18 protein-coding genes are annotated in these 24,855 nt (G+C 46.0%); 16 read left to right on the top strand and 2 right to left on the bottom strand.

The window, feature by feature from the left end:
- Positions 1-34: 34 nt before the first annotated feature.
- Positions 35-2,062 carry a beta-galactosidase gene (locus tag C170_RS11245; RefSeq protein ID WP_036609498.1) on the bottom strand — a complete coding sequence of 676 codons (2,028 nt, stop codon included), beginning with the start codon at positions 2,060-2,062 and terminating at the stop codon, positions 35-37.
- A 128-nt stretch (positions 2,063-2,190) separates the two neighbouring features.
- Here C170_RS11245 and C170_RS11240 point away from each other — a divergent pair, with 128 nt between their 5' ends.
- From C170_RS11240 to coaD, 15 genes are all read left to right on the top strand, one after another.
- On the top strand, positions 2,191-3,024 hold the full coding sequence (locus C170_RS11240) for an AraC family transcriptional regulator (protein ID WP_036609496.1): 834 nt from the start codon (positions 2,191-2,193) through the stop codon (positions 3,022-3,024).
- Between the two features lie 143 nt (positions 3,025-3,167).
- Positions 3,168-3,956 (top strand): alpha/beta hydrolase, encoded by a 789-nt coding sequence (locus tag C170_RS11235; protein ID WP_036609494.1) that lies wholly within the window; start codon positions 3,168-3,170, stop codon positions 3,954-3,956.
- Between the two features lie 84 nt (positions 3,957-4,040).
- Complete coding sequence (locus tag C170_RS11230; RefSeq protein WP_036609492.1) at positions 4,041-4,706, top strand: SGNH/GDSL hydrolase family protein; 666 nt, start codon at positions 4,041-4,043, stop codon at positions 4,704-4,706.
- Between the two features lie 12 nt (positions 4,707-4,718).
- On the top strand, positions 4,719-5,600 hold the full coding sequence (locus tag C170_RS11225) for an SMP-30/gluconolactonase/LRE family protein (RefSeq protein WP_036609490.1): 882 nt from the start codon (positions 4,719-4,721) through the stop codon (positions 5,598-5,600).
- A gap of 405 nt (positions 5,601-6,005) precedes the next feature.
- Complete coding sequence (locus tag C170_RS11220) at positions 6,006-9,086, top strand: X2-like carbohydrate binding domain-containing protein (RefSeq protein WP_036609488.1); 3,081 nt, start codon at positions 6,006-6,008, stop codon at positions 9,084-9,086.
- Positions 9,087-9,357: 271 nt separating this feature from the next.
- A complete protein-coding gene (locus tag C170_RS11215) occupies positions 9,358-10,905 on the top strand; it encodes a response regulator transcription factor (protein WP_036609486.1) in 1,548 nt (515 codons plus the stop codon).
- Between the two features lie 18 nt (positions 10,906-10,923).
- Positions 10,924-12,693: a cache domain-containing sensor histidine kinase gene (locus tag C170_RS11210; protein WP_036609485.1), complete on the top strand. Its 1,770-nt coding sequence runs from the start codon at positions 10,924-10,926 to the stop codon at positions 12,691-12,693.
- A 352-nt stretch (positions 12,694-13,045) separates the two neighbouring features.
- Positions 13,046-14,329: an extracellular solute-binding protein gene (locus tag C170_RS11205; RefSeq protein ID WP_442789461.1), complete on the top strand. Its 1,284-nt coding sequence runs from the start codon at positions 13,046-13,048 to the stop codon at positions 14,327-14,329.
- A 141-nt stretch (positions 14,330-14,470) separates the two neighbouring features.
- Positions 14,471-15,361 carry a carbohydrate ABC transporter permease gene (locus C170_RS11200; protein WP_036610887.1) on the top strand — a complete coding sequence of 297 codons (891 nt, stop codon included), beginning with the start codon at positions 14,471-14,473 and terminating at the stop codon, positions 15,359-15,361.
- A complete protein-coding gene (locus tag C170_RS11195; RefSeq protein WP_036609483.1) occupies positions 15,354-16,184 on the top strand; it encodes a carbohydrate ABC transporter permease in 831 nt (276 codons plus the stop codon). The genes C170_RS11200 and C170_RS11195 overlap by 8 nt, the downstream gene beginning before the upstream one ends.
- A gap of 157 nt (positions 16,185-16,341) precedes the next feature.
- Positions 16,342-19,389 (top strand): glycoside hydrolase family 2 TIM barrel-domain containing protein, encoded by a 3,048-nt coding sequence (locus C170_RS11190; protein ID WP_036609481.1) that lies wholly within the window; start codon positions 16,342-16,344, stop codon positions 19,387-19,389.
- Positions 19,390-19,559: 170 nt separating this feature from the next.
- Positions 19,560-19,865 carry a hypothetical protein gene (locus C170_RS11185; RefSeq protein WP_017689244.1) on the top strand — a complete coding sequence of 102 codons (306 nt, stop codon included), beginning with the start codon at positions 19,560-19,562 and terminating at the stop codon, positions 19,863-19,865.
- A gap of 455 nt (positions 19,866-20,320) precedes the next feature.
- Positions 20,321-20,755, top strand: a complete 435-nt coding sequence (locus C170_RS11175) for a hypothetical protein (RefSeq protein ID WP_036609477.1) — start codon at positions 20,321-20,323, stop codon at positions 20,753-20,755.
- Between the two features lie 302 nt (positions 20,756-21,057).
- Positions 21,058-21,666 carry a 16S rRNA (guanine(966)-N(2))-methyltransferase RsmD gene (gene rsmD / locus C170_RS11170; protein WP_036609474.1) on the top strand — a complete coding sequence of 203 codons (609 nt, stop codon included), beginning with the start codon at positions 21,058-21,060 and terminating at the stop codon, positions 21,664-21,666.
- A gap of 1 nt (position 21,667) precedes the next feature.
- Complete coding sequence (gene coaD, locus C170_RS11165; RefSeq protein ID WP_085981453.1) at positions 21,668-22,174, top strand: pantetheine-phosphate adenylyltransferase; 507 nt, start codon at positions 21,668-21,670, stop codon at positions 22,172-22,174.
- Here coaD and C170_RS11160 read toward each other — a convergent pair.
- Positions 22,152-23,489 (bottom strand): nucleoside recognition domain-containing protein, encoded by a 1,338-nt coding sequence (locus tag C170_RS11160; RefSeq protein ID WP_036609472.1) that lies wholly within the window; start codon positions 23,487-23,489, stop codon positions 22,152-22,154. The genes coaD and C170_RS11160 overlap by 23 nt on opposite strands.
- Before the next feature lie 251 nt (positions 23,490-23,740).
- Here C170_RS11160 and C170_RS11155 point away from each other — a divergent pair, with 251 nt between their 5' ends.
- On the top strand, positions 23,741-24,781 hold the full coding sequence (locus C170_RS11155; protein WP_036609470.1) for a SepM family pheromone-processing serine protease: 1,041 nt from the start codon (positions 23,741-23,743) through the stop codon (positions 24,779-24,781).
- Positions 24,782-24,855: the final 74 nt, after the last annotated feature.

Genomic DNA, 24,855 nt, shown 5'->3' with positions numbered 1-24,855 from the left:
ATTATTCCGAATGATTTCAATTAAGCGAAATCGCTTATTTCATTTCGAGCAATTGCACTCCACGGGCTTCAATCTCAACACTTCCCGAAAGCTCACGATTGGTGAGCAGATCATGTGCCTTAGCTGTTCCCAGATCATAGGATTGTGTGGTTGCGTTATGGTTCATGACAAACAGGTAGGGTCTGCCGTCTTTGGTTCGTGCGCTTACTTCAACACCTTCTGGTGTCTCAAGTAAGGATTCTACGTTCTTGGCTGCTGCAAGCTGTCCCAGCAAACCATCCAGGAAGCGCTCATCCGGGTCGGATGCAACGTACCAGGCTTCACCTTGACCAAAGGTATTACGTGTCACAACAGGCATGCCTTTATAAAAGTCGTCTCCATACTCCGCGATGACTTCGGCTCCTTCACTGTGCAGCAGGTCACACAGCATGCCGCAGCCATACTCTCCTTGAAGATCACCGTAGGTTTCTTTGAGGACAATGCGGTTCTTTTGCTCAGGTAGCAGGGCATCAATCTCTTCCACCCAGATTCCGAGCAGTTTACGAAGTTCTCCCGGATATCCACCTGTGGTCACGAGATCGTTCTCGTTGACAATGCCGCTGAAGAAGGTCGTCAGGAATGTTCCACCTGCTTCAACATACTTCTCCAGTTTGGCGGCAAACCCTGGTTTAACCATGTAAAGAACAGGGGCAAGGACAATGTCGTATTTGCTCATATCCGTATCCACACTGATGATATCTACTTGTATGTTGCGGCGGAAGAAGGCTGCGTAGTATTTATGGATCTGATCCACATAATTCAGGGCAACCGTAGGTCCGCTTGATTTTTCGATGGCCCACCAGTTATCCCAGTCGAACACAATCGCTACTTTGGATTCAACAGATGCATCCAGCGTGGTATCTCCAAGCATCTGCAATTCCTTGCCCAGCTCAGCGACTTCGCGGAATACACGTGTATTCTCATGCCCAGCATGCTCAATAACTGCACCATGATACTTCTCACAGGCACCGATGGAGCGACGAAGCTGGAAGAACATGATGGTATCGGCTCCGTGCGCAACAGATTGATAACTCCACAGACGCATGACACCTGGACGTTTCAGTGAGTTATATGGCTGCCAGTTCTGCTGACTTGGTGTTTGCTCCATCAGCATGAACGGTTGACCATCTTTCAGTCCGCGCATAAGGTCATGAGCCATTGCCGTGAAGCTGACAGGAGTGGCGAGACCAGGATAACTGTCCCAGGAGACGATATCCAAATATTTTGCCCATTTGAAATAGTCCAATTGCTTGAAGAATCCCATCAGATTGGTAGTAACGACGGAGTCCGGAATATGTTTTTTGATTGCATCGTATTCCAACAGATAACAATCCAGCATGCTGTCGGAGTTGAAGCGAGAGTAGTCCAGCGAGATTCCCTGGAACGTTGAATTGTTGTTACCCCAATGTTCGCTCAGGTTACTCGGTAATACAATCTCGTCCCAATCGTAGAAGGTATGCCCCCAGAAATTCGTATTCCATGCTTTGTTGACCTGTTCCAGAGTCTGATAGCGTTCTTTCAGATACACGCGGAACGCTTTTTCACAGTTGTCACAGTAGCACTCACCGCCATATTCGTTGGAGATGTGCCATACGAGAACCGCGGGGTGATCCTTGTATCGTTCGGCCAGTTTATCCGCAATCTTCTCAGCGTATTTGCGATAGGTCGGGCTGTTGGGACAGGAATTATGGCGCCCACCGAATTTGCGTTTGCGTCCATCGGCATCTACACGAAGCACGTCTGGATATTTCTTTGCCATCCAGGCCGGATGGGCAGCAGTGCTTGTTGCAAGGCATATATAGACACCGTTTTCATGTAAGCGATTAATCAGTTGGTCGAGTTCTTCAAAACGGTATGTAACTTCATCAGGCTGAATCAGTGCCCATGAAAATACGTTGATTGTGGCAATATCAATGCCTGCCAATTGGAACATGCGCAGGTCTTCAAGGTGGGTTTCGTGATCCCACTGTTCCGGGTTGTAATCGCCCCCGTAGAACATTTTGGGCAGTTTGTTACTAATCAATGTGTTCACCTCTTGTATAAGAATAATCCTATACTATATGATACATATGACTTTTAAAATATAATAAAAGTAATGACTCATATAAGAATACGGAAGTTTATTTCAGCTTATACCCAAGGAGGCATCCCATGTTTATCTCCCCCCGACATCAACGATATTTCATGACATCACGTGATCAGCCGTTGCCCCTTTATATTGAGAGCCTGGGTTATAACGGCAATCAGGAGAAGGTGTCCAGACCTGTGGGGTATCCCTGTTACCATTGGCTTCAGACAGTAAAGGGAGCCGGAGAATTCAAGTTTGCCGGGTCCACGGTCGTACTGGGGGAAGCATCAGGTATTTTGCTGCCGCCAAATGAACCGCATGAATATGTGCGCGCCCAAGGAGAGTGGGAGACATTCTATATTACATTTGGCGGTTCCCAGTGTCCGGCAATCTTGGAGTCACTTAGTCTGGGTGAAGCAGCGTTGCATCAGTGGGAACAGAGCAGTCCGTTCAATGATTACGGCCAGGAAGTGCTGGATTCAATCAGAAGTGATCAGGATTTGTCGGGACTCGAGGCGTCAGCGGATATATATCGATTTCTGATTTTGCTCAAAAAACATGGCATGACCGGCAATCGCTCTTCGATCTCTCATGCCGTGGAGAGACTCGCTCCGCTCATTGCATTCATGGAACAGCATTATGCGAATCCCGAGATTGGTCTCGAACATATGGCTGACGTCACGGGGATCTCATCCAGACATCTGAACACCTTGTTCAAGCAGTCCTTTGGCATGACAGCCTATAGTTATTTCATTTTGCTGCGCATTCGCAAAGCCAAGGAAATCATGACCGCAGACCATAGACCCACGATTAGGGAAACTGCAGTTAGGGTAGGGTTTCGAGATGCAAGCCATTTTGTAGCAACTTTTCGCAGGATTGAGGGGGTGACTCCTGAACAGTTCCGTAATTTGTACTAACATGTACCCAAATGATCAAAAAGTGATGCCAGGAAGGTATTGATGCGTTAGGGTCATTGCCGTTATGATGGTATCGATTCCTGAGATTCGAAAACGTTTAAACGGACCCATGTATCCGTTCTACTTGGAGAGGATGATTGAAGATGACAACAACTATACCCTTATGGGATCATGCTGCACCTTATGCAGCCCAGGGTCATGAAGACGAGATGCCACATTTGATTCCATTTATTCAGCCCGGTTCCGAGAGCGCTGTCATTGTGTGTCCAGGGGGCGGCTATGGATTTTTGGCTGATCATGAAGGTGCTCCAATAGCGGAATTGTTGAACCGTGCAGGTATAAGTGCATTTGTCCTGAATTATCGGGTGGCGCCTCACCAGCATCCTGCACCGATAACAGATGGTCAGCGTGCCATACGTTATGTTCGTGCTCATGCTGAGCAGTATGGCATCAACCCTGCTAAGATTGCAGTACTTGGTTTCTCCGCAGGCGGACATCTCACAGCAACACTGGGAACGCTGTATGACGAGGGACAACCGGATCATGAGGACCTCATCGAACGCCAGAGTTCACGCCCGGACCGAGTTATTCTCTGTTATCCGGTCATTACGATGGAGTCCTATGGACATGCCGGTTCCCGTGAGAATTTGCTTGGGTCGGACGCCTCTGCCGAGCAGATCAAGGCTTTCAGTGCGGAGCAGCAGGTAAGAGCGGATGCTCCTGAAGCGTTCATCTGGCACACCAGCGATGACCAGGCAGTGCCTGTAGAGAATAGCTTGCGTTACGCACTTGCATTGGGTGCACATGGCATCCCCTATGACTTGCACGTTTTTGAGAAAGGCTCACATGGACTTGGATTGGCTGAGGACAACCACGCGGTTCGGGTATGGTCAGATCTGTGTCTCACATGGCTCAAGAATCAAGGCTGGTAATTTTTTTGGCTGATAGCAAGTGAACGGTCCTAACCAATCGAGTAATCCGTATATTAGCGCCATGGAGCGAAGGAGAAAATGACGATGAAATTTCAAAAAAATGACAAGCTTCTGTTTATCGGGGATTCGATTACAGATTGTGGTCGGGAACATCCTGTAGGCGAAGGCAGTTCAGGTCTGGGCCATGGTTACGTAGCGCAAGTCTATGCCCTCTTGCGGTCCATCTATCCGGAATTGATGTTGCGTGTCCAGAATGTGGGTAATGGTGGAAATACGATTCGTGATCTGAAACAGCGCTGGGATCGTGATGTGCTTGACCTTAAACCGGACTGGCTGACGATCATGATCGGCATTAATGATGTATGGCGTCAGTTCGACAACCCATTGTCAACAGACTCACATGTGTTTCTTGAAGAATACGAATCCACATTGCGTGAACTGGTGGCTTCAGTTCGTCCCAACCTGAAAGGTCTGGTGCTAATGACGCCTTATTATCTTGAGGCCAACCCGGAAGACCCGATGCGGGCAACGATGGATATCTACGGAGAAGCGGTACGCAGGGTAGCCAGTGAGTATGATGCAGTGTATGTGGATACACAGGCTGCATTTGCTCCATTTTGGGATCATTTCTATACGTCTGTGCTGACTTATGACCGGGTACATCCGGATGCAACGGGCCATATGGTACTGTCCAAAGCATTCTTGGATGCCATCGGATTCGAATGGTCAGGCGGCGTCAAATCTGAATAAGGACGTGATGGCATGAGCGACGTAACTGTAGCAGTACAAACCCCGGCATTACTGGGGGAAGGTCCAAGCTGGGATGCGGAGAACAATCGATTGTTGTGGGTAGATATTGAAAGCTTCAAGGTGCATGTGTATGATCCAGCTACAGGGCAGGATCAGGCTTATGATGTCGGTGAACATGTCGGGGCTGTTGTTCCCTATCGTGGTGACGAAGTTGTGGTTGCTTTACGCAGTGGATTCCATACGTATCACTTGCTTACGGGTGAGCTGCAGGCTATTGAAGACCCTGAACAAGATAAGGATACCAATCGTTTTAATGATGGAAAATGTGATGCGAAGGGTCGCTTCTGGGCAGGCACGATGAGCATGAATAATGAGAGCAAAGCCGGATCATTGTATTGTTTGGAGCAAGGGCAACCCGTTCGCACAATGGTACAAGGTGTGTCTACATCCAACGGTCTGGGCTGGAGTCCGGATCGGCAGACCATGTATTACATTGATACCCCGACACGTTCTATTGACCGGTTTGATTTTGATCTGACGGCAGGTACGATACAAAATCGGACAAGTATCATTCACATACCGGAGGAATTCGGTTTTCCGGATGGGATGACGGTTGATGGTGAGGGCATGCTGTGGGTTGCGCACTGGGGCGGAGGAAGAGTCACTCGTTGGAACCCGCATACATCAGAATTGTTGCAACAGATCGAGGTGCCGGCAGATCAGGTAACATCCTGCTGTTTTGGTGGACCGGATCTCGAAGAGTTATACATTACAACAGCACGTATAGGGATTAAGGAAGAACGTTTGAAAGAGACACCGGATGCGGGCTCACTTTTTGTCATCAGACCGGGCGTTAAAGGGCAGGAGACTCACGCTTATGGTAGCCAGCAATAAACAGGTGCCAATTATGTAGTGAACCTTAGTGAACCTCTGCCTGGTTTGCCAGGAAAGAAACGATTCCATTTTTTTTACTCTTATATAAAATGTCGAAAGGTGCTGTTCTAACAGCATCTTTTTTTGTTGTATAAACCTGTTTAAACACTGAAAATATTTTACAAAAATCGGAATTTCGACAGAGGGGTTTGGAGATTGCCAGCGAATGTTATTTATTGAAAGTATTATCCAGATAACCGCGAATCAAGAACAATTATGTAAGCGCTTAACAATATGACTGGAAGGGGGTGAGGCTTCTTGTATCAAGGGATGCATTGATTCGTCTGGCACGCCATCATCAGCACGATGAGACAGCGGGGATAGACCGAAATGCAGTAACGAAGTAGAAGAGGAGGATAAGTTAATATGAGAACGTTTATGGGGAAATTGCGAATGATGAGCCTGACGGTTGCTGTAGTAACCGCCTCGCTGGGAGGACTTGCTGGAACAACAGCGGCGGCACCAAGTGAAGCCTATGAGTGGAAAAATGTGGTGACGGGTGCAGGAGGCGGGTTTGTACCGGGCATTATTTTCAACGAGTCGGAAAAGGATCTGATCTATGCCCGTACAGATATCGGGGGGGCCTATCGCTGGAATGCGGCTGACGAGAGGTGGATACCCTTAACGGATTTTGTCGGCTGGGATGACTGGAACAAGAATGGTGTGGACGCACTGGCTACGGACCCGGTTGATCCCGATCGGGTGTATATGGCAGTTGGGACGTATACGAATTCGTGGGACCAAAATAATGGCTCCATCTTGCGCTCTACGGACCGGGGAGATACATGGCAAACCACAACACTTCCGTTCAAAGTGGGCGGCAACATGCCGGGACGTTCAATGGGAGAACGCCTGACCGTGGACCCAAATGATAACAGTATTCTGTATTTCGGTGCACGAAGTGGTCATGGGTTATGGAAAAGTACCGATTACGGTGTGACTTGGAACGAAGTCACAAGCTTCCCGAATCCGGGAAATTATGTGCAAGATCCTTCGAATGAATATACCAGTGACATCGTAGGTCTGGCATGGATTACATTTGACAAAACAACAGGTTCGGCAGGGCAAGCAACCCAGACAATCTATGTGGGTGTTGCGGATAAAGATCAAAGCGTATATCGCAGCACAAATGGCGGCCTGACCTGGTCAGCTGTTGCTGGTCAACCTACAGGTTATATCCCGCATCATGGTGTGTTTGATTCAGACGGAAGCCTCTATATTACGTACAGCGATGGTGTTGGACCCTATGATGGGGCAAAAGGTGACGTGTGGAAACTGAATACGTCTACAGGTGTCTGGACCAACATCAGCCCTGTTCCAAGCAGTAGCACGGATAATTATTTTGGATATGGCGGATTGGCTGTTGATGCACAGAATCCCGGTACATTGATGGTTGCGACATTAAATTCCTGGTGGCCGGATGCCACCTTGTTCCGGAGTACAGATGGCGGAGCGACATGGACACGCATATGGGAATTTGAAGGATATCCGAACCGGAAGTTACGTTATACACAGGATATTTCGGCAGCGCCATGGCTCACATTTGGCACCAATCCTGCCCCACCCGAAACAACCCCAAAACTGGGCTGGATGATCGGTGATCTGGAGATTGATCCGTTTGATTCGGATCGCATGATGTATGGAACAGGTGCTACGATCTATGGAACGAAGAATCTGACAGACTGGGATGATGATGAAAAAATCAATATTTCAGTGATGGCGAAGGGGGTTGAGGAGATTGCCGTACTGGATCTGGTCAGCCCGCCAAGTGGTGCACATTTGATAAGCGGATTGGGAGATGTCTCCGGATTCCGTCATAACAATCTGGACCAGGCTCCAGCTACCATATTTACGAGCCCGAACTATCCTTCCACAGAAAGTCTGGATTTTGCAGAGTTAAGTCCAAATACGATGGTTCGCGTAGGTAAAGCAGATTATGCTGCTGATCCAAATGCAAAATCCATGGGTTTGTCCAGTGACGGAGGTACTACGTGGTATAAGGCTAATGCAGAACCTGCCGGCACAACCGGAGGGGGGACCGTAGCCATCTCTGCGAATGGTAACCGACTCGTATGGAGCACATCAGATAAAGGCGTACATTATTCGACTGGCGGCAATTCATGGACGGCAAGTACGGGCATACCTGCACAGGCAAAAGTGATTTCGGATCGTGTCAATCCAAACAAATTTTATGGATTTGCAGCGGGTAAAATCTATGTGAGTGTGAATGGTGGTGCTACTTTCACGGCAACATCTGCGACCGGACTTCCGATGGAAGGAAATGCCGATCTGGATGCCGTTCCAGGTGTTGAAGGTGAACTCTGGTTTGCAGGTGGTAGTGAGGAAGAAGGTCCTTACGGATTATGGCATTCCACGGATTCAGGCGCGACATTCACGAAGCTTGCCAATGTAGAGGAAGCAGACAGTATCGGATTTGGTAAAGCGGCCCCTGGGCAGAGCGTTGTTGCGTTATACACGGTTGCACAGATCGATGGAACACGTGGATTCTTCCGCTCCGATGACGGTGGTGCCAATTGGGTTCGTATCAATGATGATCAACATCAGTATGCTCGTGTAACCACAATTACGGGTGATCCGCGTTTGTATGGAAGAGTATATCTCGGAACAAATGGCCGCGGAATTTTGTATGCTGACCGTGTTGGAGGTAACAATGGCGGAGGAGACGGCGGGGGTACTCCAGTGACCAACTCTGCGATTACACCGGTTACAGCCGAATTTGATCGCAAAGCAGGCAATCAGATTAATATTCCAGTCACGTTAACACTTAACGGCAATACACTTGCATCCATTCGCAATGGGAATGCAACGCTGGTTTCAGGTACAGATTACACGTTGACAGGCAATGAGGTCGTATTAAGTAAAAACTACTTGGCTTCACTTCCCAATGGCGCAGCGACGCTAACCTTTCAATTCAGCGCAGGTGCTCCTGCGACCTTGAATCTGCTCATTAAAGACACGACAGCTGCACCTGCTGGAACCATACGCATTGAGATGTTTAACAGCAACACTTCAGCGACGGGCAGCTCGATTAGTCCCAAATTCAAACTGACAAACACAGGTACTACAGCCTTGAATCTGTCTGATGTGAAAATCAGATATTATTACACAATAAACGGCGAACAGCCTCAGAACTTCTTCGCTGACTGGGCGACTGCTGGCAGTGCGAATGTAACAGGCACGTTCAGTGCACTCAATCCAGTTCGAACAGGTGCTGACCACGTGCTTGAGATTGGATTCACAGCTTCTGCTGGAACTCTGAATGCAGGACAAAGTACGGAAATCCATACGCGCATCTCCAAGAACAATTGGACCAACTATACGCAAACGGATGATTATTCTTTTGCAGGTAGTCAGACTTCCTATACGGACTGGTCCAAAGTCACTGGTTATATCGCGGGAAGTCTCCAATGGGGGATTGAACCATAAGTGAGTGATTTAACGAAATAAAGGATTGAAATAGGGGTCCTGATTCGCCAGATGATCAAATGGCGAGTCGGGGCTTCTTATTTTGTCGAAATATAGTGTAAACTATAGATAGTTACCATTGCTTAAAGGATCGTTTTAGGATATAAAAAGATGTACAATTAATTTAGAATTAATGTAACCGCTAACACTGGAAAGTGTTTATAACCGATATATAATAGTTGGTATAGCCTGTACAGATATAGAGGAAAGATTAGACAAGGGGGTCGCGATCATGAACCGGTTGTGCAAGGTGCTGATTGTTGACGATGAGTTTCTGGTAAGACAGGGCATAAAGCACCATATGAACTGGGAAGCGGAAGGATTTATCATTGTGGGTGAAGCTTCCAACGGTGAAGAAGGATTACAGCAGGTCAACCTGTTAAAACCGGATATTGTGATTACCGACATTGTCATGCCTGTCATGGATGGCGAAACGTTTGTCCGTACACTAAAAGCCAGTAATCCGCAGATTGAAGTTATTGTACTTAGCAGCTTCAGTGAATTCGAGTATGTACGTTCAACGCTTCAGCACGGGGCAGCCGATTATATACTGAAACCCAAGCTGGATACAAATGAATTATTGCAAGTCCTTCAACGCACGGCGGGTAAAATTCCCGAGCTACAGTTCGAACCTTCGCACGATGGCTGGAGGCTTGGGCAACTGATGGAGAAGATGCTGTCCGGATTTACACTGGATGAAGATAGCGAAATGCCGATGATTCGAGATACCTTTCCGTATGAATCCTTTCGCTTGCTGGTGTATAAACCGGTGGGTGCTGGAGGGAATCCACTGAAGATGGATCAGGAACAGATTGAATCCAAGCTCCGCAGTGATCTGCCTGAAGTAGAATGTGCAATGGTTCCCGCAGAGGGTACATTACCTGTGATGCTTCTTAATGTCGATCCTGCGAGAGATCAATGGATGCTTGAACGGATCAGACAGTTGGCCAGTGAAAATGCAGCAGGAGAAGACAGTCCTGGTTGGGTGCTTAGTGAAAGCTTTACTTCATTTGAACAGATGGGTGTTGTTTACCGGGAACGCCTGATTAAGCTGATTGAATATCGCTTCTATTATAAGGGTCGATCAATCCTGGTGTATGGTGAACTGCCTCCAATGCATCCCGCAGGTTACCAGTTTAATGTGAATATGTTTTTGCAGCATGTGAAGCGTAACCGGGTCGAAGCGGCAAGGGAGTATTTACAGGATCATGCAAGAACACTTGGACGGGATTATATTGCCGATGTGTTTGAGATCAAATCATTTCTCGGTAACTTGATCTTTAACGTGACCATTACCCTCGCGGATATGGATGTTCAGTCTGCCGGGCTGGAAGAGAGCAAATATACGTATTTTAAAAATGTGGACGGGGCTTCGAGTCTGGACGAAGTCATGACTGTGCTTGACCAATTCATGACGGAAGTTCAGGAGTGCACCGTTGGTGCGGGTGGAAAACGAAGTGATCCCAACATGAAGATGCTGCTGGATTACATGCATGAGCACTTTGATCAGCCGCTCGGGCTTGCTGAAGTAGCAAAGCACTTTCATTTTAATCCATCGTATTTATCCAGTTATTTCTCATCTCACAAAAAAGAAGGATTTAATGAATACTTAAATAAAATTCGGATTGAAAAAGCCGAGGAACTGCTCCGATCCGATGATGTAACGATCTCTGAGATTAGCAGTATGGTAGGTTATTCCGATCATAGTTACTTTTGCAAAGTGTTCAAAAAATTCACCGGATTATCACCAAGCCGATACCGGCGCAAATTCTGGGCATAAAGTCAGAAGGATAAGATTATGAAGAAATGGATGAACCAATTATCTCGTCTCGGATTGTTTCCTAAGTTGTTTCTGGTTATGGTGGTCAGTATTGTCCTCGTTTCTGTACTCATCTTATGGACGACCATTCACATGTCAACCAATCTGTTTACTGAGACGTTCAGTATCACAAACTCCAAGGTGCTTAATCAGATCAAAACAAATTTTGAATCCTTTAATGAGGCCATTGCTGCCGTATCGAATAATGTGACGCAGAGTGGATCGATCCGAGGATTCCTGTCAGAAGGCGATGCCGATTCCCTCACGATGGCCAAATCCTTCTATAATATGAGGGAAACGATGGATCGAATTCAATCCATCACAGAATCCTACGAAGTCGGGATAACAATTATCGGGATTAATGGACGGAGCTATTCCACGAATCGTGCTCACCTTGAGTTGTCCGTGGATGAATTGAAGCAGGAGCCAATTACGATGGAAGCCGCTGAGACGCCGAGTCGTCTTATCTTTGATGTTTACCAAAACGAGGCAACGCTTGGGAGTCAGCAGATGATCTCTGCGACGAAAGCGTTGACGGACCGAACACGCAGCCGGATATACGGTACGCTTTATGTCACGATGAGAGAAGACATATTCCGGCAATTTTACAGCAGCTTTACAAGTCGTGGCAATGATGTGGTCATTATGAATGAAAAAGGTGAGATTGTATCATCGAATCGTGAAGACTGGATCGGAACAACTCAGCTGGATTTGCTATCGTATGCCCGGGATATGAACAACAACTCTCCGAGAAGTATTAATGCTCGTGTGATGGATCAGGATAGCGTTGTGTTATCCGAGTATTTACCGTTCTATCGGTTTTATATTGTCAATGTCGTGGATAAGGATCTGGCGATGGGTCAACTTATCGACATGAAGACGGTTGCCCTGATCTGTGCAGCTATCGTTGTGGGGGCACTCATCCTTGTGTTTCTCATCACCAGCCAGATTACCAAGTCACTGCGCAGACTTGTGAAGCAGATGTCCAACATTACAAAAAGTGATCTGGACAACTATATTCCGGTGAGCGGAAGCTACGAGAGCAGGCAGCTGGGTCATGCTTACAATTACATGCTTGATGAACTGCATGATTATGTGGATCAGTTAGTACAGACACAGCATGAACAACGTAACGCAGAGCTTGCGGCATTACAGAGTCAGATTAATCCTCACTTCTTGTACAATACACTTGCATCTGTCAAAGTTCTGGTGCAACAAGGCAACAAAGACAGGGCAGCGGAGACGATTAATGCATTAATTGGATTGTTGCAAAATACGATCAGTGATGTGAGTCAGACGGTTACCGTGGAACAAGAAGTCGAGAATTTGAAAAATTATGTCTTCATTAATCACGTCAGATATGGTGGCCGGATTAAAGCAGCTTTCTACGTGGCTCCGGATTGTACACACTATCATGTACCCAAACTGGTGATCCAGCCGTTTATCGAGAATGCATTTTTCCATGGATTCATCAAGAAAGAAACGGGTACGATTCATGTCATGGTTTCCAGAGCGGGAGAATCACTCATCTGTGAGATTATGGACAATGGGGATGGAATTGAAGGGCTTGTCATGGGAGAAACGTTGCCCAATCCAAAGAACAATCGTCAACTATTCAGCGGTATCGGTATTCGCAATGTACATGACCGTATTGAGTTATTATATGGTTCACCTTATGGTGTCACCATTATGAGTACGGTTGGGGAAGGAACGAGAGTCACCGTTACACTACCTTTAATCACGAGTTGAATCGAAACCCGATTCCATTGGATACACTTAAAATCGAGATCCCTCGCTTCTGTTTTCTACAGAGTCGGGGGATTTTCACGTGTCAGAGGTAAAGCGGCTGAAATCATTTTTGTACTATTTCAAGATCAAGAAATTACAAAATCAAAAGAAATTACAAAAAACCAAATTTAATGCAAACGGTTTCTGTAAAGGTTTTCATTGTGGCAATAAGATGACAAATCCGTACAAAATTATTACTAACGAATGAAGATATGGGAATGATAAGATGAATACATCGAAAGCAACCGCTTTCAGAAAACGCAAACAAATTACACACAAAGAGGTCGAAGGGGAGTTGAATGTTTTGAAAAAAATGTGGGTATTGATGCTCGTTACAGTACTGCTGTTGTCCGCATGTTCATCCGGTGGCGGAGGTAAATCCGCTAGTGGTGGTGACGAAAAAACAAACGAAATTACGGTCTGGGCTTGGGACAAAGCTTTTAACGTAGCTGCAATGGAAACAGCAAAAGAAGCATATCAAAAAGCAAATCCTGATGTGAAAATCAACATCATTGAATACGCTCAAGCTGATATCATTCAGAAACTGAACACAGGTCTTAACTCCGGAACTGCCAGTGGTCTTCCAAACGTAGTTCTGATTGAAGATTATCGTTCACAAAGCTTCCTGAATGCATATCCTGATGCGTTCAAAGATCTGTCTTCCAGTATCACGGCTTCCGATTTTGCAGATTACAAACTCGGACCAACAGCGTTTGATGGCAAACAATACGGAGTACCATTTGACTCCGGTGTTGCTGGTTTGTACTACAGAACAGATCTGCTGGAGCAAGCTGGCTACAAATCAGCTGACCTGCAAGACATCACTTGGGATGACTACATCCAAATTGGTAAAGACGTAAAAGCTAAAACAGGTAAAGAGCTTCTTTCTCTTGACCCGAATGACCTTGGTTTGATTCGTATGATGATCCAAACTGCAGGTAAATGGTATTCCGCAGAAGATGGTAAAACACCTGACATTGCTAATAACGCTGCACTGAAAGAAGCTTTCATCACATACAAAGCGATGATGGATGCCAACATTGTTAAATTGCACTCTGACTGGAGTCAATTCGTTGCCAATGCCAATAACGGTAGCGTAGCAACAATTCCTACAGGTAACTGGTTCTCACCATCTGTACGTCAAGAAGCTTCCCAATCCGGTAAATGGGCTGTAGCTCCAATACCGAAAATGGCTGGCCAATCAAACTCTGTTCACGCATCCAACTTGGGTGGTAGCTCTTGGTATGTTATGAACAACGTTCCTGGTGCAGATCAAGCAGCTGATTTTGTAGCAAAAACATTTGGTTCTGACAAACAATTGTATCAAGATCTGTTGAACAACATCGGCGCAATTGGTACGTACAAACCAGCAGTTGATGGTGATGCGTATGCCAAAGCAGACGAGTACTTCGGCGGACAAAAAATCTTCACAGACTTTGCAAATTGGACGAAAGAAATTCCAAGCGTAAACTATGGTATCAACACATATGCCATTGAAGATATTCTGGTAGTAGAAATGCAAGCATTCCTGAACGGTAAATCAATCGATGACGTTCTGGCTGATGCACAAAAACAAGCTGAAGCACAATTAAACTAAGATACCCAAGGTAACTTATAGAACCCTAGGAAACATCGGAGCCGTCTCCCACGTCCGGCGCAAGTCGAACCGGATATGGCGAGAGGCTCCGTGGGTTCTACCCATGTTCCATGGAGAGAGAGGAGCCATACTGTGAAAGCCATGAATACAGGAGACAGTCTCCAAAAGAAAAATAATTTGACTGGATGGGCTTTTGTTTTGCTGGCTGTTGTCGGGATTGTTGCATTTTACTTCTACCCGATGATTCAAGCGCTGCTCTTATCGTTCAAGTCTGGTGTAGGAGCCAATCTTGAATTTTCGGGCCTTTCTAACTACAAAAGATTGTTAGTTGATACAACGTTCCGTACAGCATTATCGAATACATTTATCTACTTGATTATTCAAGTGCCTGTAATGATTATCCTTGGTTTGTTTATTTCCGTATTGCTGAATGACAGCACACTACGTTTCCGGAGCTTCTTCCGTACAGCGATTTTCTTGCCTTGTGTAACTTCATTGGTAGCGTACTCTGTTGTATTCAAATATCTGTTCGCACCAGATGGAATGGTGAATCAATTCCTGATGGGCTTGCACATTATCGGCGATCCAATTCAATGGATCACAGACCCGTTCTGGGCTAAAATTACGATCATAATCGCCGTTACTTGGCGTTGGACCGGATATAACATGATTTTCTATCTGTCATCCCTGCAAAACATCGATCAATCGATCTATGAAGCTGCAAGAATTGACGGAGCGAATGCTTTTACACAATTCTTCAAAATCACTGTACCTTTGCTTAAACCGATTATCCTTTTCACGTCCATCACATCAACGATTGGTACATTGCAAATCTTCGATGAGATCATGAATATTACCAAAGGTGGTCCAGGTAATGCGACCATGTCGATTTCACAATACATCTACAACCTTTCGTTCAAATATTCACCGGACTTCGGTTATGCAGCAACAGTGTCGTATTCCATCGTAATCTTGATTATTGTATTGTCCATCATCCAGTTTAAAGTGGCAGGTGATAATAAAAATGGCTAAAGCTAAAGCAAAACGGATTTTCACGTATGTGTTCCTATCCATCGTCGCCTTTGTATCCATTTTCCCTTTCTTCTGGATGCTGGTCAGTTCAACAAATGCATCAGTCGATGTCACCAAGGGTAGACTGCTGCCGGGTTCAGCTTTCATTGATAACTTCAACAAACTGATTGATTCGACAAATCTGGTACAGGCTCTCGGAAACTCGGCGATTATCTCTGTAGTCTCCACTCTCTTGGCACTGTTTATTGGTTCCATGGCAGGTTATGGTTTCGAGGTATATCGCACGAAGTCTCGTGACATTGTGTTTAATATCCTGTTGTTATCGATGATGATCCCGTTTGCAGCGATCATGGTACCACTGTATCGTATGTTCGCAACAATCTCTGGAGTTGCACCGGTTATCGGTATTAACACGATGGCAGCAGTGATCTTGCCAACCATCGCAACAGCGTTCCTGATCTTTTTCTTCCGTCAGAACACCAAAATGTTCCCGAAAGACTTGCTGGAAGCTGGACGTATTGATGGTTTGAGTGAACTCGGCATCTTCTTGAAGATCTATATGCCAACCATGAAAACAACATATGCAGCGGCAGCAATCATTACATTCATGAGTAGCTGGAACAACTATCTGTGGCCACTCATTGTATTGCAAACACCTGACCAACAAACGATTCCACTGTTGATCTCAAATCTGGGTGCTGGTTATTCTCCGGATTACGGAGTAATCATGACAGCAATCGTGATTGCAACACTGCCTACAGCAATCGTTTTCTTCATCATGCAGAAACATTTTGTTGCAGGTATGGTAGGTTCCGTGAAGTAATGAAAACAGCATAATCCGTGCAAATGACGGATGCAGGAAAGAAGAGAGGGCGCTGTTATGGCGTACCTCTGTCTTTTTTGTTTATGTAAAGCAAAAGGAAATCCAGCGTAAACCTTGAATAAGTCAAACTATAACGTTTTAAAGGGAGAGAGAGCCGATGAAAGCAACAAAGGCAGATATTAACTGGTTGGGGGACGTAAGTGTATTTGAGGTAAACCGTCTTCATGCCTATTCCGATCACCGTTACTACCAAACAATGGACGAGGCTGTAAGTTCAGGCGCGATGTCCATGCGTTATGATCTGAATGGTACGTGGAAATTCAACTATGCAATTCGTCCGGACAGCCGTTCTGAGTTTTTCTATACATCCGATTTTTCCAGTGAAGGCTGGGATGATATTGAAGTTCCGGGGCATATCCAACTACAAGGATACGGACAGATTCAATATGTAAATACACAATATCCTTGGGATGGCCTGAACGAAATTCGTCCGCCGGCATTACCAAAGGATAAAAATCCAGTTGGAAGTTACATTCGCACATTCCACCTGCCGACAGGTTGGGAGTCGAATCCGGTATATATTTCTTTCCAAGGTGTAGAGTCTGCATTCTATGTATGGCTTAATGGACAATTCGTAGGATACGGGGAGGACAGCTTCACGCCATCTGATTTTGACCTGACGCCATTCCTTCAGGATGGAGAGAACAAACTCGCGGTTGAGGTGTATCAACGCAGCACAGGCAGCTGGCTGGAAGACCAGGATTTCTGGCGTTTCTCCGGCATTTTCAGAGATGTGTATCTGTATACGGTCCCTGCTGCACACGTACGTGATGTTCATGTTCGCACAGATCTGGACAAGTCCTATACCAACGGTACGTTGCAACTAGATTTGAAACTGGAAGGAAAAGCGGTTGCTGGAGCGCGAGTAGAGGCTGAACTTCGTGATCGTGAAGGCAATACCGTTAAGACGTTTGAATCCAAGGTTAACGATGGACAAGTAAGTCTTCGTGAAGATATCGGTACAGTAAATCTGTGGAGCGCAGAGATTCCATACTTGTACCGCCTTTATATTCGTGTATATGATGCTGCGGGTACACTTGTTGAGGTTGTTCCTCAAGCCGTTGGTTTCCGTACATTTGAAATGATTGATAAAGTGATGCACATCAACGGTAAACGTATCGTATTCAAAGGTGTGAATCGTCATGAGTTCAACCCGCGTCGTGGACGTGCAGTTACGAAGGAAGACATGCTGTGGGATGTTCGTACCATCAAACAGAATAATATGAATGCTGTACGTACGTCACACTATCCAAACCAAAGTCTGTGGTATGAGCTGTGTGATGAATATGGATTGTATGTTATTGATGAGATGAACCTGGAGACACACGGATCTTGGCAGAAACTTGGTGCTGTTGAGCCTTCATGGGTTATTCCAGGTGACAAACCGGAATGGCATGATATCGTTATGGACCGCGCTGTATCCATGGTGGAGCGTGACAAAAACCATCCGTCCATTCTGATCTGGTCTTGTGGTAATGAATCACACGGTGGTGAAGTCATCTACAAAGTATCCCAATACTTCAAATCAGCTGATCCAACACGTCTGGTACATTACGAAGGTGTATTCCATGATCGCCGTTTCGATGAAACAAGTGATATGGAGACTCGCATGTATGCCAAACCGGCAGACATTGAGGAATTCCTGAATGCAAACCCGACGAAACCTTATATCAGCTGTGAGTACATGCATGCCATGGGTAACTCTATTGGCGGTATGCACAAATATACAGAGTTGGAAGACAAATATCCGATGTATCAAGGTGGATTCATCTGGGATTACATCGACCAATCCATTTATAAAAAAGATCGTTACGGCAAAGAATTCCTCGCTTATGGCGGAGATTTTGGTGATCGTCCATCAGACTATTCGTTCTGTGGCAACGGTATCGTCCATGCTGACCGTAAAGTAACTGCGAAAATGCAGGAGGTTAAATTCCTTTACCAGAACATCAAGCTGTTCCCGGATCGTGAAGGTGTTAAAATTGTGAACGGTAATCTGTTCGCAGATACATCTGCGCTGGAACTGGTATACAGCCTGGAGCGCGAGGGACATGAAGTGCTGCGTGGAACATTGGAAGTGAACGTGGATGCACAAAGCGAGACGATAGTGAAACTTCCGCTGGGTGCAGAAGCTCTGGCGGGCGGCGAGTACGCTGTGAACACTGCATTTGTGTTAAAAGAAGCTACACTATGGGCTGACAAAGGCGAGGAAGTAGCATTTGGACAGTTCATTTTCACACAGGATCAGGTAAATGATGCAGTTGAAGTCGACTTGAATCTTGTAAGTGATGTACAAGTTATCGAAGGTGATGTTAACATCGGTGTTCGTGCTGGCAAGACACATGCGCTGTTCTCCAAACAGTTTGGGACACTGGTTTCCCTGAAATTGTCCGGTCGTGAGACGATTGCTGTACCACCTGCACCGCTCTTCTGGCGTGCAATGACGGATAATGACAAAGGTATGGCGATGGGCTTTGAACTGGGTGCCTGGTATGCAGCGAGCCTGATGCCACGTTCTGTAGAGTGGAAAGCGGAACAGAAACCGGATCAATACCGGATCGAGTTCACGTACAAGCTCAACATTTCGGATGATGTACAAGTTAAAGTGGTATATACCGTTCATGCAGATGGAAGTGTACGTGTGCATAATGCGTACAAAGGTACATCTGGATTGCCAAACTTGCCAATTCATGCATTGTCCTTCAGAACATCACCTGACTTCGAAAACGTGGAATGGCTTGCGATGGGACCCGAAGAAAATTATGCAGACCGCGCATTTGGCGCACGTCTGGGTATCCATGGCAGCAAGGTAGCTGATACTATGGCTCCATATCTGGTACCACAGGAATCAGGCAACCGTACGGGCGTACGTTGGGCCAAATTGACAGACAACGCGGGACGTGGCTTCAAAATTGAAGCATCCGGAACTCCGGTTGAGCTGAATGTTTCACCATATACGGCATTTGAGCTGGAGAATGCACAACATGCGTACGAATTGCCTCCTGTACACTATACGGTCGTGACTGTAGCGGGTAAACAAATGGGTGTTGGTGGTGATGATAGCTGGGGTGCTCCAGTTCATCCGGAATACCTGATCCCTTCGGACGGCGAACTGACATTTGAATTTGTCATTCGTGCACTGTAAGTAACAGGATCATACAGAATAAAGAATGTATTCTATAAAGAACAGAGGTCTTCGCTATCGGAGGCCTCTGTTTTGTTATGTCAACGAACAGCTTGGGAGGCTTGGTATGAAACCGTTCTCTCTCCAACCTCGTAATGTACGAGACAGGAAACATAAGAGGGGGGTTCAAGATGAGTAAAAAAGCAAAGACAGGTATATGGGTGACGGTGTTGGTCTTCTTGGGCATCATAGTTGGATGTTTCATATGGTATTTCAATACCGCTTCAGGTGAACGTGCACTCAAAACAATGAGGTCCAATAACTCTGGTGGCCTGGAGAGGGTTGTTAAAGTGTACAGCAATAATGGTGAATTGATTCAGACCTATGATGGCAAGATTGACGTGGAAGATACGGAATACGGCAATAAAGTATTATTTGATCTCAATGGGAAACGTGTTGTGATCTATAATGCAACGATTGTTGTTGAAGAGAAGTAAGCAAAATTAAGGAAATGATATAAGGGTCGGGTGAGATTTTTATGGTGGATATGTACCTCATAATCCTAGTTGCTATCTTGGGAATGATCCTGTTCTATAGCTTGATCGCTTATTTCTTGATTCGTTTCATTTCGAAAAAAGCATTCAAGCTGACGTTAACCAAATATGAAATGACGGAGATTATGACTTGGCTCGCCGTGTTGTTTATTACCTTCATGATGATTAAGACGGGTTCGATAAATCTTCTCTTGCCGGTTGTTTTACTTATCATTCCATTGATCAATTTGCGAAGGTCTAATCGAAAACATCGAGAGCTGAACTCGTAAGGTCTTGCTACGTTGGGGTAAGGCACAAGAAGGATGAACATAGGAAAGGTTGACGGAGATTACATCACTAGTCAACCTTTTCTAGTTGTATGATTATGAATGGTGAAAATGAACGGGAGGATTTCAATAATGATCTTCGGAAAATCAACGGATACTTCAGGTTTAACGCAAGTTGCCAATCTTTCGGATGAGTTGCAGTCTGTTTTTGATCAAGCAGAAAGCAAATATAAAATAGTTGATATTGAACTCTTCTTTGTTTTCAGGTGTCTTCCTGAAGAATATGAGAGGAAGTCGACGGTCAGACATGTGAAGAAGGAGAATGTCATCTATTTTGATCTGGTGGTCAGCGAGGATCGTTATAAGACATTAAGCAAAAGCAAACAACGGTATGTCTTAAGCCATGAGTTTTATGCTTTTTTAAGTGAAAAGATCCAGAAATACAAGATTGAACATTTAAAAGTGAATGAGTTTATTGCAGATATGGCCATGTGGCTGAGGGAGATCGGATGGTTGCAGACTGAAGAAGAAGCAGAAATAAGTGAATTTGAAGAAAAATATAACTAGCAAAATAAATTAAAACATAAACAACAAAAAGAAGCCCTCTTTCGAGAGCTTCTTTTTCATGGGAGAGGAGAAACCGGACGAAGAGCTTATGGGGAAACGTAAGTCTTCTCCGCGGTTGTCTACGACACTTGTGATGTCGATAATTATAGAATCGCCCGATTGTTTCCTTTTTATACATATGCGTCAACAATTCGTCAACAATTTTCCAAGGGAAATGAAGACTGCACATTTTTCAAACTGAACCCGAGTGTGGTACGATAGTCGTATCAATAAACTTACATAGAGAAAAGGTGACTCGTCAAGTGAGAGTGGTATCTGGGAGTGCAAAAGGCAGGCCGCTGAAGGCTGTTCCTGGCACGGGTACGCGGCCAACCACCGACAAGGTGAAGGAAGCGTTATTTAGCATGGTTGGTCCTTATTTTGAGGGCGGCACAGCATTGGATCTGTTTGCAGGCAGTGGAGGTCTCGGTATTGAGGCGCTGAGCCGCGGCATGGACAAGGCTGTTTTTGTTGATTTGGAATCAAAAAGTATTGAAGTCATCCGCATGAATCTGAAGGCGACCAAGCTGGAAGACCAGGCGGCTGTATATCGTAATGATGCAGGTCGAGCATTGAAGGCACTCGCCAAGCGAGGCACAACGTTTGATCTGGTGTTTCTCGACCCGCCATATCGCATGAAGAACGGGCACGAGTTAATGCTGACCATGCACGAACTGGAACTTTTGGAACCCGAAGCAACCATCGTGCTTGAATATGAATCCAAACATGATTACCCTGAGCAATTCGGCCCGTTTGAACAAACGCGCAAGGCTTTGTATGGGGAGACGGCAGTATCCATCTATTATTATGCGCCAGAAGCAGTTGAAGATGGAGAATCCATTACACCGGAAGAGGAGGCTCCTCATGACTGAAATGATACACCGACAGGAACGAATTGCCGTATATCCTGGAAGTTTTGATCCCGTAACGATGGGGCATCTGGATATTATCGCCAGAGCGTCGAAGCAATTTGATCGCGTCATTGTGGCTGTGTTGAACAATATGAGCAAAAATCCGCTGTTTACGGTGGAGGAACGCAAGGAATTGATTACGGAAGTAACCCGCCATCTACCCAATGTGGAGGTGGATAGTTTCCGCGATCTGACAGCCAATTACGTCCGGCAAAAGGAAGCTCAGGTCATCGTTCGTGGTATACGCTCGGTAACTGATTTTGAATACGAGTTGCAATTGGCGTCGACCAATAGCAAGTTGAACCCGGATGCGGAAACCATATTTATGATGACAAATCCGAAGTATTCCTATTTAAGTTCCAGCATCGTCAAAGAAATCGCTCATTATCATGGAGATGTTACAGATCTTGTCTCACCTGAAGTGGAAGCTGCGCTCCGTCAGAAAATCAGCGAGAAAACCGGCGGTTAAACCAGAAGGTAAGACCTGATAGACTAACCATGACTGCAAGAAGTAACGCAAGTCCCATGCATGCAGCGGGGAAGACGCTCCAAATGGTGTTGATCGTGTATGTGTTACCTGGACTATGTATGAGTAGCCAACCAAATGGTGTTGAGAGGTCTTGCTTTGCATTCGTCTGTAATGTGGTCGAGACTTCTGTGCTATAACGGCTGAACGGCATCCATAGGAACAGACTGATGAAAAAGGCGATTAATCCATGAGTCAGACGAACTCCAGCAAAGTACAACATCGATTTGCTGCCCGGACCAGTTGTTTTCAAGACAGCAGAGACTTGCAGATGGGAGCATAAACCACCCCATCCCAGAACGGCTGCAAGTAGAGACATGAGCAGCATGGGTGTTAATGAAGTCTGGCTCAAATGATAGGTGCCTAGGTGAAGCTCGAAGAAGGCTGGCCACAGCGCAGCAGAGGACCCGGGAGTCAGATAAAGGGAGACCAGCCGGATAAATACGGCAAAACCGATCATGTACCCCCCAGTCATCATTAAGGTCTGTACAGCTTGGGATACGGTGTCACCTAACAGTTTGCCAAATCCTCTTCCATCACGACGATGTGCTTCCCTCGCTGCAATCATCATATCAGACCATATACTGCGTCGTTTGTTCGTAGCGTGGTGGGGGGCAGATGAGCGACTTGTGGAACTTGCAGGACTTGCAGGCTGAAAATCAAGAGAGTTCTTATCTGCTTGCACGGCTGTCGAGCCAACCCTGTCTTTCTGGTTACCCGGTGCTGGCAGGAGACGTGTGGCAAGAATGGCAGCAATCCAGCCGCTGATCCAGTGGACCACGAGTAGAAAATATCCGGCCGCTGGCTGGTGGAGAAAAGCAGCACCAACGACCAAAATGATCATCATTGGATTGGCAAAATGAGATGCCGCCGCAAGGACAACCGCCTGCTTGGCGGTAATTTGTCTATCCTGAAATAAACGGGATACCGCATCTGCTCCTGCGGGGAATCCGCCGCACATGCCAACGGCAATTGCCAGACCTGCGTTGCCTGGGAGTCTGAACCAGCGTTGCATTAACGGTCCAAGCAAGGCGCCGATCGCGTGGGTGAAGCCAAACGCAGTGAGCATTTGGGATAACATGAGGAACGGGAGCATGGCAGGGAAGATGATTTTCCACCATATATCCAGACCTTGAATAGAGGCGTCAAACGCTTCTTTGGGGGAAGCAACTACCGCAATGACCAACATTAAAGCGCCGGTACTTAGAATTATCGTTCGTAACGGGCCAGAATCTCTAACCTCGCTCTGTAATGTCATCGTTTCACCTCATATCAGATAACGCCTATTTGGCATCTGAATCGTTATGGACGGCCGAATGACGCCCGAAGGGCGGTTCGGCCTTGACCGGACAGGCTATTGTATACAGCGGCCTATCCGGCCTGTACCATTGTATGCACAAGGACCAGAGTGTTAGACTTGAAAAAAATGATTAAACAAGATGGAATTACGATCGCTGATTAGTGTAGAGTTCAGCTTATATAGAGATACAAAGAACGGAGGCTCATGCGATGAATCGGATTCGGAAATCTGGCGGATTCAGAGCTTCGATCTTTGTGATCGTGGTGGCTCTGGTCGTTTATGTTGCCGTGTACATGCCAACGCCGTATATCATATATATGCCTGGCAGTGCAGATGAAGTAAAACCAATGGTAACCGTTAAGGGTGGAGACCAGGAAGAACGCGGTGTGTTCATGATGACGACCGTGTCGGCAACATATGCCAATGTGTTTTTGCTAGGAACCTCTCTGTTCAATAAAAATGCTCAAGTGGATAAAAAGGAAGACCGACTGCGCGGCAAAAGCGAAGCGGAATACTCTGCCGAACAGGTGTGGTTCATGAGTGACTCACAATCCTCCGCAATGGAGGCTGCATATGAGCAGGCTGGTGTGACTTACTCTATTGTACCTGAACACATCTTTGTATTTGGACTGTCCGAAGATCCAAAACCGGAAGGAGATATTGCTCCGGGAGATATCATTCTGGGAGTGAACGGAACAGCTACGCCGGATAATACGGTGCTTTCTGCCCAGTTAAAAGATAAAAAGGTCGGAGATACGGTTGAAATGCAACTGGAACGTGGTGGAGAAACCATTAGCCGGGACGTGAAACTGATTCAGGTAAAAGACAATAAAACAGGTGAAACCCGCCCGGGACTCGGCGTTATGATTGGTGCGGTTCAGAAGGTGAAAGCTGAAGATCCAAACAAACAGATATCCTTTACAGATACTCAGGTTGGTGGTCCGTCTGCCGGCTTGATGTTTACGTTGGAGATCTATAACCAGTTAACACCTGGAGATCTGACCAAGGGGCATCGAATTGCGGGTACAGGTACCATTACCAAGGAGGGTGTGGTGGGTGCCATTGGTGGTGTAGTGCACAAGATTGTAGCCGCTGATCGAAAAGAAGCGGAGATCTTCTTTGTACCTAAAGATAACTATAAGGAAGCAGCAGCCAAGGCTGAACAGATCGGCACCAAAATGAAACTTGTGCCTGTGAGCACGGTGGATGATGCGCTGGCTTATTTGAAAACCTTGTCCGTGAAATCATAGGTTATAATCGGGCGGGAAGAGATCGATTTGAGTTGAACCGGATGGATAAAGAACGGATGAAATCCGAATAATTG

The sequence above is a fragment of the Paenibacillus sp. FSL H7-689 genome, assembly GCF_000517905.1.
GTDB lineage: Bacteria > Bacillota > Bacilli > Paenibacillales > Paenibacillaceae > Paenibacillus > Paenibacillus amylolyticus.
Note: the sequence above shows the minus strand (reverse complement) of the source record. Positions and strands in the feature narration are given on the sequence as shown.